We start from the raw sequence: 15,163 nt of genomic DNA on the forward strand, positions 1-15,163 counted from the left end.
TCGGCATCGGCCTCGGCGCGCGCAGCGGCGAGCATCTCCTGCTCCATCAGCTGCCGTTCCTGGTTCAGCCGGTCGAGCGTCTCGGCGAGGGTCTGCGCCTCGACCGGATCGTCCGTTGCAAGCAGCCGGCTGCCGAGCGCCGCATCGCCGATGCGCCCGCCCGCATTGATGCGCGGGCCGATCAGATAGGCGAGATGGAAGGTGCTGATCGGCTCGCCGATGCGTGACACCCGCGCAAGGGCAGCCATCCCTTCATTCTTCTGCTGCCGCGCCACTTGCAGGCCCTTGACGACGAAGGCGCGATTGACGCCCGTGAGCGGCACCACGTCGCAGACGGTGGCAAGCGCGACGAGATCGAGCAGCGAAAGCAGATCCGGCGGCGTGGCGTCGGTCATCGCGCGCAGCACCTTCGCGGTTTGCACCAGAGCGAGAAAGACCACGCCAGCGGCACAGAGATGACCCTGTCCGGAAAGGTCGTCGTCGCGGTTTGGATTGACGACGGCATGCGCCGCCGGCAGCGCGCCGCCAACCTGGTGGTGGTCCAGCACCACCACATCGGCGCCCGCCTCCTTGGCGGCCTCGACGGAGGCGGCGCTGTTGGTGCCGCAATCGACGGTGACGATCAGCGTCGCGCCGCGCGAGACCAGTTCGCGCATGGCGTCGGGATTGGGACCGTAGCCCTCGAAAATACGATCCGGGATATAGATTTCCGACGGCACCGAGAAATGCGTGAGAAACCGCTTCAGCAAGGCCGACGAGGCCGCGCCATCGACGTCGTAATCGCCGAAGATCGCTATTTTCTCCCGGGCAACGACGGCGGCGGCGATGCGGATGGCGGCCTTGTCCATGTCAGTCAGCGAGGCCGGATTCGGCAACAGAGCGCGGATCGTCGGGTCGAGAAACCGCTCGGTCTCATCGACGGCAACGCCGCGTCCGGCAAGAACGCGCGCGACGATGTCGGGCACGCCATGACCCTGCGCGATGGCAAGCGCGATCATGTCCTGCCGTTCGGTCAGCCGGTGCTCCCAGGAGAGACCGGTCGCCGACTGCCTGACATCGAGGAAGAGGCGCCTGTCGCCCATCATGCGCTTTGCCAACTCATGGTTGGCGGCAGGATAATGCATGTCGCCCAAAAGTGTGCAGCGGTTTTGGGATAACGACATGCAGGCGTCGCAGAAGAATTCAAGAAAAACTACGCTTTCCGCTTTTCAGCCTGGCGCCGGACCCACTCGTCGGCTGCATCTCCCATCGTCTTTTCCCGACCGTCCTTGAGCCATGCCATGAGGGGTCGATCGAACCTGAACGTGTCGCCGCATTCGCGGGTAAGAAAGCGGCGCACGTTCTGGGGGTTGCGGTAGGATTTCGTGACAGGAGTGGCACGCGAAATCGGATCCGCGTGACAGTCGAACGCCTTCATCGTTAGTCCTTGCGCGGCCAGGTTCAGATGCAGCCAATGGCTAGCAACTGCGGCGCGGCTTCGCAAGCAGGTCTAGAACTTGTCCAGATCCTGGTGCCGGGCCTTGATCTCCCGCACGGTACGCGACGAGGAGCGCAGCACGATTGTATGCGTGGTGATGTAGGTTCGGCCGAACTTGACGCCGGCCAGCATGTTGCCGTCGGTGACGCCGGTGGCTGCGAACAGCACATCGCCGCGCGCCATGTCCTCGGCCCGATAAACTCGCTTCGGATCGGCAATCCCCATATTGGCCGCGCGGGCGACCTTCTCGGGCGTATCGAGGATCAGCCGGCCTAGCATCTGGCCGCCGGTGCAGCGCAGGGCGGCCGCGGCCAGAACGCCTTCCGGTGCGCCTCCGGTGCCGAGATAGATGTCGATTCCGGTTTCTTCCGGGTCGGTGGTGTGGATGACGCCGGCGACGTCGCCGTCGCCGATCAGCCGGATCGCGGCGCCGGTGGCACGCACGGCGTCGATCAGCTTGGCGTGGCGCGGCCGGTCGAGGATGCAGGCCGTGATATCGGACACAGAGACGCCCTTCGCCCGGGCGAGGCTGGCGATGTTCTCGGCCGGCGTGGCATCGATGTCGATGACGCCTTCGGCGTAACCCGGACCGACCGCGATCTTGTCCATGTAGACGTCGGGCGCGAACAGCAGGCTGCCCTTCTCGGCGATCGCGATCACGGCAAGCGCGTTCGGCAGGTTCTTGGCGCAGATTGTCGTGCCTTCGAGCGGATCGAGCGCGATATCGACCGCCGGACCTTTGCCGGTCCCGACCTCCTCGCCGATATAGAGCATCGGCGCCTCGTCTCGCTCGCCCTCGCCGATCACCACCGTGCCCTTGATGGCGAGGCGGTTGAGTTCCTCGCGCATGGCGTCGACGGCGACCTGGTCGGCGGCCTTTTCGTCGCCGCGGCCGCGCAGCCGGGCGGCCGCGACGGCGGCCCGTTCGGTGACGCGCACCAGTTCCATGGTGAGTATCCGGTCAAGGCCGGCGACGATGTTCTGGGCCACATTCATTTCGGCAAATCCTCGTTTGATGCCGCCTCCCGCCGGAGGCGCGCCTGTTTTGTCAAACGAGCATGACAACGGCAAGACCTGCCGGCAGCTTTATCGAAAGGACAGCAATATCAATCGATTGAACCGCATTCCTGAAACAATGCCGACCCGGTTCGAGACGACCCGGGCCAATACGAAACGGGAAATTCCCGTTCCTCGCAGCCTAGAAAACCGCGAGGTATTTGAGCAGCGAAACAATGCCGATGATGATGACGATGATCTGCACGATCTGTCTCATCCTGGCGTCGAGCGGCAGTCGCTGGACGAGATACAGAACCAGGATAATGACCAGGAATGTAATGAGAATGCCGATCAGCATGGACGACGCCATGATACCCTCCCCGAGACGGCCGTGTTGAAAAACGTAGCGAGATGGTGCGGCCGGCAAGCTGGCCGCCCTTGCGGCTAATGGTACCAGCGGCGCGGCGTGTCGTTCATCGACTGGCCGATCGCGAGGCCGGCCAGGAAGCCAAGTAAGCCGATCACCCCAACCACTGCGGTCGTGGTGCCCGGATTTTCGCGCGCGGCTTCTGAAACGGACTGAGCCTGGCTGCGCAACTGCTGCGCTGTCCGCGAGGCGCGGGAAGCGGCTGTATCGTAGAAATCCGATGCCTGTTCGCTGGCGTCATCGAGCATTTCCGCGCTGCGCGCCGAAATGCTCTTGTTGATCTTGGTGATCTCCTTGCGCAGGTCGGCGATCTGCTTTTCCAGCGTCTTCTGGATGTCCTCGATGTCAGGAGGGCCGGATTTGTTGGTATCAGCCATGAAGCGGCTCCCTTGGTTGCTGACCAAGAGAACGGTGCCGACGCCAATTCGTTCCGGGCGGCAGCGGGATCCTCACAGAACGGAAATGCGCCGCCGGTGGTTGTGCCCGCGACGACGAGGCCGCTGCTACCCTGCTCGCTCGATGCGGATGACCTGCGGCTTGTCGGTCAGATGGCCGTCTTTGGTGATGCCGTCAACGGCCTTGCGCACGGCGGCCTCGGTGGTCTCGTGGGTGACGAGGATCACCGTCTTCTGCGCCGCCGCCTCGCCGCTGACCGCGTGCTGGACGATCGATTCCAGCGAAATATCATTGTCGGCCATGCGCTTGGCGATTGCTGCGAACACGCCGATGCGGTCATGCACCGTCAGCCGGATGAAGTAACCGCCGGCGTGGCTGCGCATCTGCGCCTTCTTATACGGTTTCAGCTCCTTCGCCGGCAGGCCGAAGACAGGACCATGCTGAAAGCCTGGCCGGCTCTTGGCGATGTCGGCGACGTCGCCGATGACCGCCGAGGCGGTGGCGTTGCCGCCGGCGCCGGGACCGGAGAGCAGCAATTCGCCCAAAATGTCGGTCTCGATCGCCACCGCATTGGTGACGCCATGCACCTGCGCGATGACGGAAGCCGTCGGCACCATGGTCGGATGCACGCGCTGCTCGATGCCGCTTTCGGTACGCTGGGCGACGCCGAGCAGCTTGATCCGGTAGCCAAGATCGCCTGCCGCACGGATGTCGGCCTGGGTGATGTTGGAAATGCCTTCCATGTAGATGTCGTTGGCGGCAATCCTGGTGCCGAAAGCAAGGCTGGTCAGGATCGACAGCTTGTGCGCGGTGTCATGGCCCTCGATGTCGAAGGTCGGATCGGCTTCGGCATAACCCAGCCGTTGCGCGTCCTTCAGCACGACGTCGAAGGAGACGCCCTCGGCCTCCATGCGCGTCAGGATATAGTTGCAGGTGCCGTTGAGAATGCCGAACACACGGCTGACCGAGTTGCCGGCCATCGCTTCGCGCATCGTCTTGATGACGGGAATGCCACCTGCCACCGCGGCCTCGTAGTTGAGCAGCACGCCCTTCTTCTCGGCGATTTCGGCAAGCGCCACGCCATGCTTGGCAAGCAGCGCTTTGTTGGCGGTGACGACATGGCGGCCGGCTTCGAGCGCCGCCTTCACAGAGGCACGCGCCGGCCCCTCATCGCCGCCGATCAGCTCGACGAAAACGTCGATCTCGGCGGTCTGTGCCATCTTCACCGGATCGTCGAACCAGTTCGCGGAGCTCAGATCGGTGCCACGGTCGCGTTTCCGGTCGCGTGCCGAAACCGCCGACACGATGATATCGCGCCCGCATTGGCGGGTCAGCTCCGCCGCCTTGTCGCGCAACACGCGCGCCACCGATGCACCGACCGTGCCAAGTCCGGCAATTCCAACACGCAGTGCTTCAGCCATGGAAGGCGGCGCCCCTCAAATCAGATCGAATTTGTATTTAACGGTGGGCGGAAAGCGGCACCACATTGTTGGGCTGCTTGGCGCTGGCAGACAGGAAGCGCTTGATGTTGCGCGCCGCCTGGCGGATCCGGTGCTCGTTCTCGACCAGCGCCACACGCACGAAATCGTCGCCATGCTCGCCGAAGCCGACACCGGGCGCCACCGCAACGTCGGCATGCTCGATCAGCAGCTTGGAGAATTCGAGGGATCCCAGATGCCGGAACGGCTCCGGGATCGGCGCCCAGGCGAACATCGAGGCCGCCGGTGCCGGAATGGTCCATCCGGCGCGGCCGAACGCATCGACCATCACGTCGCGGCGCTTGTGATAGATGTCACGCACTTCGGCGATGTCGGCGCCGTCGCCATTGAGCGCGTGCGCGGCCGCCACCTGGATCGGCGTGAAGGCACCGTAATCGAGATAGGATTTGACCCGGGTCAGCGCCGAGATCAGCCGTTCATTGCCCACGGCGAAGCCCATGCGCCAGCCGGGCATGGAAAAGGTTTTCGACATCGAGGTGAACTCGACGCAGACATCGATGGCGCCCGGCACCTGCAGTACCGAGGGTGGCGGATTGCCGTCGAAGTAGATTTCGGAATAGGCAAGGTCGGACAGGATGATGATGTCGTTCTTCTTGGCGAAGGCCACCACGTCCTTGTAGAAATCGAGCGAGGCGACCAGCGCCGTCGGGTTCGACGGATAGTTGAGGATCAGCGCCAGCGGCTTCGGGATCGAATGGCGGACGCCGCGCTCGAGCGCGGGAATGAAGCCATCATCGGGCTCGACCTGCAGCGAGCGGATGACGCCGCCCGACATGATGAAGCCGAAAGCGTGGATCGGATAGGTCGGGTTGGGGCACAGGATCACGTCGCCCGGCGCGGTGATCGCCTGCGCCATGTTGGCGAAACCTTCCTTCGACCCAAGCGTGGCGACCACCTGGGTGTCGGGGTTGAGCTTCACGCCGAAGCGGCGGGCATAGTAGTTTGCCTGGGCGCGGCGCAGGCCGGGAATGCCGCGCGATGAGGAATAGCGGTGCGTCCGCGGATCGCGCACCACCTCGCACAATTTGTCGACGATGGCCTTGGGCGTCGGCAGGTCCGGATTGCCCATGCCGAGGTCGACGATATCGGCACCGCGCGAACGGGCGCTGGCCTTGAGCCGGTTGACCTGCTCGAACACGTAAGGCGGAAGCCGGCGGACCTTGTGAAATTCTTCCATGGCAGTTCCAGACAGCAAGGGAGCGTTGGGCGCGCGCTATATACTCATTTGCAGGTAGGGTCGAGGGCGGGGTCGCATTTGCCTTCGATCTGCTTCAGCGTCTGCGGGCCGTGTTTCTTGGCGAGATCGGTCAGCGCCGCCTGGTTGGTGACGGCCGCGCCGCCGCTCTTGGCGCCTTGCCCGTTCTCGTCGGCCTTCAGTTGGGCGAGCTTGGCGTTCTTCTCGGTCTCGGTGAATTGTTTCGCCGCCACTTGCGGCGGGATGTTCAGGTTCGGAAAGGTACCGGTGTCCTTCGGACCCGCGTCGGTGGCCATCGGCACCGGACCGCCGGTATTTGTGCTCGAGCATCCGGCAACGCCCAGGAGCATGATTGTCGCGCCGATGCGGCAAAAGTGGCCGGCACCGAAAAAAACAGTCTCGCCAAACTTAATCGTCATATTGTTTCCTTGGCAGCCGGGGTAGAGCGAGATTGGACCCTGTCGGATGTCCCATGTTAATATGTCAAGAAAACGCTTCCGGAGGAACCCCGCGAACCATGTCCAAAACACCCGATTCGGGCAAAGCGGAAGATGGCGGACCTTCGACGGTCGAGCAATATCTGGTGAAGGACCCGGAACGCTTTGCGCTGAACATGGCGCGGATGATCGAGCAGGCCGGCAAGGCGGCGTCCGCCTGGGCCGAACCGCGCGAAAAGGGTGAGGTGCGCGACCACGTCGCCGAGCCGGTCGTCGACATGGTCAAGACCTTCTCGAAGCTCAGCGAATACTGGCTTGCCGATCCGCAGCGTGCGCTCGAAGCGCAGACGCGGCTGTTCGCGGGCTACATGACGGTTTGGGCGAACGCCATCCAGCGCGTCAGCCCGAACGCCGAGGGTGCCGACGATGCCGTCAAGCCGGAGCGCGGCGACAAGCGCTTCCAGGATCCGGAATGGGGCCGCAACGCCTTCTTCGATTTCCTCAAGCAGGCCTATCTCGTCACCTCGCGCTGGGCGTCCGAACTGGTCGAGCACGCCGAAGGCCTGGACGAGCATACCCGCCATAAGGCGAGCTTCTACGTCAAGCAGGTATCCAACGCTATCTCGCCATCCAATTTCATCCTGACCAATCCGGAATTGTTTCGCGAAACCGTCGCCTCCAACGGCGAAAACCTGGTGCGCGGCATGAAGATGCTGGCCGAGGACATCGCCGCCGGCAAGGGCGACCTGAAATTGCGCCAGGCCGATTATTCGCCCTTCGAGATCGGCAAGAACATCGCCACGACGCCCGGCAAGGTGGTCGGCCGCAGCGACGTCGCCGAGATTATCCAGTATGATCCGGCAACCGAGACAGTGTTGAAACGCCCGCTGCTGATCTGCCCACCCTGGATCAACAAGTTCTACATCCTCGACCTCAACCCGCAGAAATCCTTCATCCGCTGGGCCATCGAGCAAGGCCACACCGTTTTCGTCATCTCGTGGATCAATCCGGACGAACGCCACGGCGCCAAAAACTGGGAAGCCTACATCCGGGAAGGGCTGCAATACGGCCTCGACACGATCGAGAAGGCGACCGGCGAGCGCGACGTCAACGCCATAGGTTACTGCGTCGGAGGCACGCTGCTGGCGGCGGCACTGGCGCTGATGGCTGGAGAAGGCGACGACCGCATCAAGTCGGCGACCTTCTTCACCACACAGGTCGACTTCACCCATGCCGGCGACCTGAAAGTGTTCGTCGACGAGGAACAGGTCGCGGCGGTGGAAAAGGCGATGAACGAAAAGGGCTACCTCGACGGCACAAAGATGGCCACCGCCTTCAACATGCTGCGCTCGGGCGACCTGATCTGGCCCTATGTCGTCAACAACTACATGCGCGGCAAGGATCCTCTGCCCTTCGACCTGCTCTACTGGAACGCTGATTCGACCCGCATGGCAGCGGCCAACCACTCGTTCTACCTGCGCAACTGCTATCTCGAGAACAACCTCTCTCGCGGCACGATGGAACTTGCGGGCCGCACGGTCTCGCTCGGCGATGTCACCATCCCGGTCTACAATCTCGCCTCGCGGGAAGATCACATCGCGCCGGCGCTGTCCGTCTTCCTCGGCTCGAAATATTTCGGCGGCCCGGTCGAGTACGTGATGGCGGGATCGGGGCATATCGCGGGCGTCGTCAATCCGCCCGCATCCAACAAATATCAGTACTGGACCGGCGGCCCGCCGAAAGGCGACTTCGACCAGTGGGTAGAAAGGGCAACCGACCATCCCGGGTCCTGGTGGCCGCACTGGCAAAGTTGGATAGAGGCCAAGGACAACACCCGCGTAGCTGCCCGCAAACCCGGCAAGCATATGAAAACCTTGGGCGATGCTCCCGGCACCTATGTCAAGGTACGTGTGTAACGGACTGTAATGTCTGGTGAGTTGACGCCCCCGCAAAAGCGGGCGAAATGGTGTCGTCAACCATTAAGCAGCCGCAATTCGGCAATCGCTGCAAAAATACTTACAGGCTTGCTGATTTGACACAGGTCTCGTTTCCGGATCGGAGACAAGGGGCACCCTAACGCGGACATACCAGTCAGCGCCAAGGATACACCGACCGGATATCGAGGGGGAATTTGACTTTGAAATCAGCAGGATGGAGCCTCGCAAAGGGAGAACGCCGCGTCATTGTGGCAGCGTTCTGCTCGATGCTTCTGGCCTCCTGCACGTCGGCTGGCGATCCGGCAATGTCGGTCGGAATGCCCGGCTACAATGCTTCCGCATCCGACATCCACGCCGCCTCCACGGGCAAGCCCCTCGCCGCCGATTCGTCGTCGCAGGTAGCGACGGAGCAGACGACCGTGATGAGCGAAAGCGACACGGCACTCCCCGAAAAGGTTGCCTACCTACCGATGGCCAAGCCTGGGGCCACTTTCCCGCTCACCATACCGGCAGGCACGGAAACGATCGCGGGTCAGACGCCGCAGTCCTTGCAGCAGCAGGTACAGACGGCGCAGCAGACCGACGCTATCGCCCAGAAGATCGCCGCCGCCGATGCTGCCGCGACGGCGCCGAAGCCGGCCGCGGCACCGGTAATGAACAATCCGGTTTATGTGACCGCTGGCGAGGCGCCGCAAGCCGAGGCGCCGAAGAAAAAAGGCTTCCTGGCCTCGATGTTTGGCGCCACCCCCGCTTCGGCAACACCCGCTCCGCTGGTCAACACACGATCGGGCGAACAGCCTGCCGCGCAGGCCAAGCCTGCCCCGGCGGCAGCAAAGCCGATCATCACACTGGCCTCGGCCGATTCCACGGCAAAGCCGATACAGTTGGCTTCGACCGGGGACGATGCCGGTCACATTACGGGTAGCGATGCCCTGCCTGGCGTGCGCCAGACAGCCCTTTTCGAGATCAAACGCAAATCCGGCCTCGACGACGAAAGCGACGTCGACCTCAATGAGGACGAAGGCTCGGGCGGCAGCTATCAGGTTGCGTCTGCGGCCGGCATGGCGCGCCTGGCGCCCAACGGACTGCTGAAGCAGAATGAGAGCGTCGACGTCGCCTGCCTGAAGCCATCGCTGGTGCGCGTGCTGAAGACGATCGAAGGCCACTACGGCCGCAAGATGATGGTGACCTCGGGCTATCGCGACCCGGCCCGCAACCGCCGTGCCAACGGCGCCAAGAATTCGTTGCACATGTATTGCGCCGCCGCGGACATCCAGGTGCCCGGCGTCTCCAAATGGGAGCTTGCGAGCTACATCAGGAGCATGCCCGGCCGCGGCGGCGTCGGCACCTACTGCCACACCGAATCGGTCCATGTCGATGTCGGCCCCGAGCGCGACTGGAACTGGCGCTGCCGCCGGCGCAGCGGCGGTGACGACGGCTAACAGTGATTGACGGACCGGAACCTGTCAGCAGGCCGGAGTCGTTCGTCGTCACCCTTGGGCTAAGCGGGAGCGAAGCTCCGTCGCGAAGACCGAAATCCATGCCGTGACCCTGGCAAAGATCGCAGCGGGAGCAGAATTCTGCACCGCGGCAACGCGTTGAAGTCGCGCCATGGATCCTCGGATCCGCGCCGCGTCGCCACGCTCCTTGCTCCGCCCGTGGATGACGAAGCGACTAATGTCACCGCTGATCGCCAAGCCCTGCCGACCCCTCGCGAAATCGCTGATTTGGCGGGCTGGAAAAAAGTTGTCCAAGGCGGCACCTAACGGGTTGCCGGTTACGCGCAACGCCAGTATAAGCCGCTTCGTCTGAGCGCGCCCATCGTCTAGCGGTTAGGACACCGCCCTTTCACGGCGGTAACAGGGGTTCGATTCCCCTTGGGCGTACCAGTTTTACCTAGTAAATATAAGACCTTGGGTTTTCTAAGAGTGTTAAGTAGCCCCCGGTGGGTAAAAAACCGGGTAATAAGGGACAGAACGATGGACGCGCCAGTCTGTCGATTTTTTGGCTTTCCCAGCGGCCAATCCTCCGCTCCACCTGGCGTTCAGTTCGCGGAGATGAAGCATGGGCGGCGCTTTAGTAACTTCGAATCCGAGCCTTCCAAATGAGAACGACGCGGACGACGCGTCGACAGTCCTGTACCGCGAGATGGCTCAGGACGATGGTACCCCGGGTAGAACAATCGCCTTCTCCGGTGCAAACGTTCAGCCTCTCGGGTATTCTGACCTAGCTGAGGCAAGGCTCCACGAGAAGCTCACTATCCCGCTGACGTGGGAAAACGCCACGGTGATCGACACGGACATTGAGGGCTTAGACAACAGCAAGAAACACACCGTGAAAGCCACGCTTCAGAGCGTTTTCACATCACGCGCGATTGGTCTCGTCAAAGGCGGCTGGCTGCCATCCGGGCTAGCCGCGACCCGCCTTGGCACGACGGTCTTGGTGGATCGTAACGTCGTTTCTGAGATCATCGGGCGCTTTGATGGCGGCAAGAATGTCGGTGCCGAGCCGGACTTCCTTGACCTTTTCGCCGACCGGCCTGTACGGATCAATCCGCTGCTCTTCGCCATGGAAGCCAACGCCAGACGCATTCCGTCGCCGGAGCTTTTACGTTCCCAGCTCGATGAGGCTGTGACAAAACTGCAGGCGGCACTTCCGGCCGCCAAGTTGGTAGTCGGCCCTGGGAGTCTGCAGGGTGCGCTGGGCCTTATTGAAGAGTCCCGCTCTGGCTTCGAACGAAAGCAGCGTTTCCTATTGCGCGTGGCTCCTGGGCTTACGTCACCGGTCAGCAGGAGGAACATGCAGGAGCGTTGGAACGAAGTGATAGCCGGCGCCGACGCATGTGGCGTTTCTCGCAGTTCGCTGGTCGTGCTCGCGGCTTTAAGCTCGGTCGCTATTCCTAATAGCGGTAGCCCGGCGAAGAAGCTTTTGAAATTCAAGGAGGGCTATTGCGAGGAGGACGCTTACAACGCGCTAGCCGATTTACGCTCTCTTGAGATGCTAATTTATGTGTTCGGATTTTTCCCAGGCGAGCTGGTTCAGCTTTGCACCGCTGACAGGAATCTGGCTCTCTTTTGGACCGGCATTCGGGCATCCAACTTTGCGCGCCTCGGCACCGGCATCGCCTTTGATTTGTCTCCCGTCGAGCAGCTGATACCCGGGCCGAAGTGGTACGATTCGTGTTTTGATTGTAGCGCTAGTTCAGGCGAGCACGGGGAGCATAATTCTTAAGGCATCCGGCGCGAGATCACATACTCACCGAGGCCGCAGAACCCGATTGGATCAGGACGTGACTCTGATGGAAGAGCCGATCAAGACGTTCGATCTTTCGCCCGAACAGCAAAACACAACAGTGCTGATCCACCGACTGCTCGGCAAACGTATCGCGGACCGTTACGTTGATTTTTGCCGCTTGGCCGCTGGGGCTTTTCCGCTGCGCGTCTCAAGCCCCATCGCTGCCCACGCGTTGCGTGAACTGGAATCGATCTTACGGCAAACGCTCGAAGTTCCGATGGAAGTATCGGTCACCCCGTCGCCGGATGACATCGAAAGGATTGGGAAGGCTAAAGTCCAGTTGCAAGCGCTCGGATACAACGAAGACGAGATTCAGCGCGCCAGCAGTCAATTGGGCCCGCGTTTGAGTCACAAACAACAGATTGACAAGATCGTAACCCGCCTCGACCTCGCCCCGAGTGGCGACATCGCACACGCCTGGAAATCGATCTCGCAGGCTCATAGCCAGGCCCATGGCGGCCGCGCGCTTGACCAGTCGTTTGTCGTTAATGATGCATTCCGCACCACATGGCAGGCGCCATTTGATACCGTCATCCGCGGCCTTATGATCGCCCTTCAAGGAAAGTATGCCGCGTTTATGCAAAGGATCGACCAGCTGGTCGCGATGCCAGATCGCGGCGCGGCGGTCACTAGCTTCTCAAAGGAAATTCCGGGAGCGCTGCCCCTCCTCTCGCATTTCTTTGACAAACTCCAAACACCGGACTGGCTACCGCAACTGGCAAAGCGAAATCTGCTTGCCGCACCGCTGTCGCAGGCAGATCAGGCTGGCGACGACGGCTCATTTCTGGGCCAATGGCCGGCAGCTCGTTATTTGCTGCGCATGGCAAAATCCGTTGACCCCGAAACGCGCGCACTCGTCGCCGATACCCTTCGCAAGGTAGCTGCATCTTCGCATCCCGACGTCCAGCAAATGGGCATCGAAATTTTGGCGGCGTTGCCGCCGGGCGACGCTGCCCCTTTGGTGGGACTTGCAGAAGGATGGTTGACGTCCGACGCCCATTTCGTCGTGGCGCAGGCACCCCACGACCTAATTACCCGCCTCGCGCAGGGCGGGGAAGGTTCCGCAGCGATCCGGGTGGCACGGGCCGTTTTCAAGGTCTATTCCGAGGACGACGGGCTCGCTACGCTTTTCCCTCGCCATATGTACGAGCATTACTTGCCAAGCGCGGTCAAAGCGATCGCCCCCGTTTGCAAGGTCGACGCAGTGGCGTTGCTTGCTGACCTTTTGGATCAGGCGTTGCACTTCAGCGGCAAGGTGAAGGACAATCCGCCCCACGATTATTCTTATCATACCTCCGGTGAGATATCAGAACACGGACCCAAGCACGACGTGATTGACGGACTTATTGGCGAAATTGTTCGAGCATCGAAGCTCACAATTGAAGCCGACCCCACCTGCACACACGATGCCGTAATGCGCATCCGCAGTCATTCCTCAAGGCTATTCGCCCGCATCGCCCTGCATGTACTCTCACTTAATCCGGCCGGAGCACGGGAGGTGGCCCAAGCCCTTCTCACCGACCGCGATCTCATTGAGGAAACATGGTGTCGGATTGAATATGGCGAGCTTGCGCGCGCTTGGTTTCCATCTTTACCTGCCGCGATTCAACAAGAAATATTGGCCTATGTCGATTCTATGCCAGAAAAACATCGCGATCGCTTCAACCAACGCTTTGAGCAACATCAAAACAGGCCCCCTACACAAGAAGAACAACAAAACTACGATGAATCCATCGTGCGCGATCTATTGTGGCATTGGCGAGAGGTTTTGCCCTCCGACCGACGGGAACGTATAGAAAAACTCGGCGATCCTGACGCTTGGCGGCAGCGCATTTACGAGCCTGAGAAAGTCCCCCTCACCGCGCCCGATTTCTACACCCATCCCCTCAATGAGATCGTAAGTTTTCTGCACGCTTGGCAACCGACAAGCGGTGAGAAGCGCGAAACGGTGACCGCGATCGCGGAGCAACTGCGCAAAGCGGCGGAGGGCAATGCGGGTTTGTATTCGGCCGGTGCGGAGCTTTTTGTGCAGCTTCCATCTATCTACGTGCGTCATCTCCTCGAGGGGTTTACCAACGCTTCGATCAATAACAATGATTTGGATTGGAAGAGCACGCTGGCTCTCATTCAAGCCGTCGCGCTGCCCTCCCGCCAGCGATCCAGTAGCATCGAAGGCGACGACCCTGATTGGTCATGGGCCCAAAAGGCGGCGATCAAACTACTCGCTTCCGGTCTGCGTAGGGGGGCCGAAGGGATTCCGTTCGCGCACGCCGGGCTCTTGGAAGTGCTCATCATCCAATTGTATCGCGCCGCGCCTCGGCAACCGGACACAGAGAATTTCGAAGAGAGCTACCGTATCTTTCCGCACTTTGGTGCTCAATCGACTTGGCGCGGAGCAGCGATCGAGCTTAGCGTTCTTCTCGTGTTCTGGCTTAGCAAGGACGATGAAGGCGAAGTCGGCAAATCGCCACGCGAGGCTCTCGTTAGGCTTCCCGCCATTCGGCAAGTCTTCGAGGCTGAACTGACCGATCGCTCAGCGGATGGACGTATCCCTCGCGCGATTCTAGGTCGCTACCTAAACTGGCTTCACTACTTCGCCGAATCTTGGCTTGTGCAGCACATCCCTACCCTATTTCCAGACGACGACCTGTCGCTCCGCGATGCCGGTTGGCTCGCCCATCTTTGTGCTGACAATGGTCCGACCGTGGATCTCGCACCGGCGATGTGCAACTGCTATGTGACGGAAATCCAACGTCTCACCGTAGATTCATCAGGACGCGACCGACAGGATGTCGACACCCGTCTCGCCGAGTATCTGGTCATTCTCTATTTGAATGCCGCGCTTCCCGACGAGGTGTTTCGCCGGTTCTGGGACACGGCGCCAGTTCGTTCACGCCAGCACGCGATTTGGTTCCTCGGGATCATGCTAGAACTCCCGCGCGACCGGATCGCCGAGGATGCGCGTGCGCGCGCATTTTCCTATTGGAATCGTCGACTCGAGGAGGCCAAAGCATCCGCAACGCCAGATTATTTCCGCAAAGAGGTAGGGGCGATTGGGTCATTTTTCTTTCGTGAGGCCATACCCGCAGAATGGCTTATGGGCCAATTGCTTTCCATGTCGGAGGCAGGTTTTGCGCCAAATGAGTCCTTTAATGTGATGGAAAGGCTAGTCAAGCTCTCGCCAGACTATCCAGATCGCACCGCAGAGGTCCTTTCTGCGCTCGTGAAGAACGATCATTTGGAGAACTGGGTTTACACGGGTCAGCCCGCCAGCACTCGCACGATCTTTACGAACGGTCTTGCAACGGGATCGCCCACAACGGCCGCAGCCATCACCATGGCCATCAACTACCTCGCGTCGAGGGGGCATACCGGCTACCTAGATGTGAGCTTTCGGGAGGTTGTCCATTCGGACCGGACCGAGGAGACTGGAGTTACCAGGCTTCAGTACAGATCGGAGGGTCCGAATGAACATCCACAAGAATGCCCGTCTGACGCCGCTGCG

Annotated in this window: 12 protein-coding genes and 1 tRNA gene; 5 read left to right on the forward strand and 8 right to left on the reverse strand. The window is 61.2% G+C overall.

Annotation, left to right across the window (positions count from 1 at the left end; translation table 11 throughout):
• The 8 genes from O7A61_RS26955 to O7A61_RS26990 all read right to left on the reverse strand — a co-directional run.
• On the reverse strand, positions 1–1,085 hold a 1,085-nt coding region (locus tag O7A61_RS26955; protein WP_337132392.1), incomplete at its 3' end, for a single-stranded-DNA-specific exonuclease RecJ.
• A gap of 107 nt (positions 1,086–1,192) precedes the next feature.
• Entirely contained in the window at positions 1,193–1,417 is a 225-nt protein-coding gene (locus O7A61_RS26960) for a DUF6434 domain-containing protein (protein WP_337107210.1), read from the reverse strand.
• 72 nt (positions 1,418–1,489) lie between these two features.
• Entirely contained in the window at positions 1,490–2,473 is a 984-nt protein-coding gene (gene glpX, locus O7A61_RS26965) for a class II fructose-bisphosphatase (RefSeq protein WP_337107211.1), read from the reverse strand.
• Between the two features lie 202 nt (positions 2,474–2,675).
• The gene (locus O7A61_RS26970; protein WP_084637105.1) at positions 2,676–2,843 is read right to left on the reverse strand and encodes a Thivi_2564 family membrane protein; all 168 of its coding nucleotides are present in this window, start codon (positions 2,841–2,843) and stop codon (positions 2,676–2,678) included.
• Between the two features lie 74 nt (positions 2,844–2,917).
• Positions 2,918–3,277 carry a DUF883 family protein gene (locus O7A61_RS26975; protein ID WP_140508787.1) on the reverse strand — a complete coding sequence of 120 codons (360 nt, stop codon included), beginning with the start codon at positions 3,275–3,277 and terminating at the stop codon, positions 2,918–2,920.
• A gap of 126 nt (positions 3,278–3,403) precedes the next feature.
• Positions 3,404–4,717 (reverse strand): homoserine dehydrogenase, encoded by a 1,314-nt coding sequence (locus O7A61_RS26980; protein WP_140508785.1) that lies wholly within the window; start codon positions 4,715–4,717, stop codon positions 3,404–3,406.
• 37 nt (positions 4,718–4,754) lie between these two features.
• Positions 4,755–5,972, reverse strand: a complete 1,218-nt coding sequence (locus tag O7A61_RS26985) for an LL-diaminopimelate aminotransferase (protein ID WP_015317568.1) — start codon at positions 5,970–5,972, stop codon at positions 4,755–4,757.
• 44 nt (positions 5,973–6,016) lie between these two features.
• Positions 6,017–6,409 (reverse strand): hypothetical protein, encoded by a 393-nt coding sequence (locus O7A61_RS26990; protein WP_140508781.1) that lies wholly within the window; start codon positions 6,407–6,409, stop codon positions 6,017–6,019.
• 98 nt (positions 6,410–6,507) lie between these two features.
• Here O7A61_RS26990 and phaC point away from each other — a divergent pair, with 98 nt between their 5' ends.
• The 5 genes from phaC to O7A61_RS27015 all read left to right on the forward strand — a co-directional run.
• Positions 6,508–8,343 carry a class I poly(R)-hydroxyalkanoic acid synthase gene (phaC, locus tag O7A61_RS26995; RefSeq protein WP_337132388.1) on the forward strand — a complete coding sequence of 612 codons (1,836 nt, stop codon included), beginning with the start codon at positions 6,508–6,510 and terminating at the stop codon, positions 8,341–8,343.
• Positions 8,344–8,558: 215 nt separating this feature from the next.
• The gene (locus tag O7A61_RS27000; RefSeq protein WP_337132389.1) at positions 8,559–9,806 is read left to right on the forward strand and encodes a YcbK family protein; all 1,248 of its coding nucleotides are present in this window, start codon (positions 8,559–8,561) and stop codon (positions 9,804–9,806) included.
• Between the two features lie 372 nt (positions 9,807–10,178).
• Positions 10,179–10,253 (forward strand) — tRNA-Glu (locus O7A61_RS27005).
• A gap of 175 nt (positions 10,254–10,428) precedes the next feature.
• Positions 10,429–11,595 (forward strand): hypothetical protein, encoded by a 1,167-nt coding sequence (locus tag O7A61_RS27010; protein WP_337132390.1) that lies wholly within the window; start codon positions 10,429–10,431, stop codon positions 11,593–11,595.
• A 67-nt stretch (positions 11,596–11,662) separates the two neighbouring features.
• Positions 11,663–15,163 (forward strand): hypothetical protein (locus O7A61_RS27015; RefSeq protein ID WP_337132391.1); only part of this gene is annotated, 3,501 nt, incomplete at its 3' end.

It is taken from the genome of Mesorhizobium sp. Cs1321R2N1 (assembly GCF_037179725.1).
Lineage (GTDB): Bacteria > Pseudomonadota > Alphaproteobacteria > Rhizobiales > Rhizobiaceae > Mesorhizobium > Mesorhizobium salmacidum.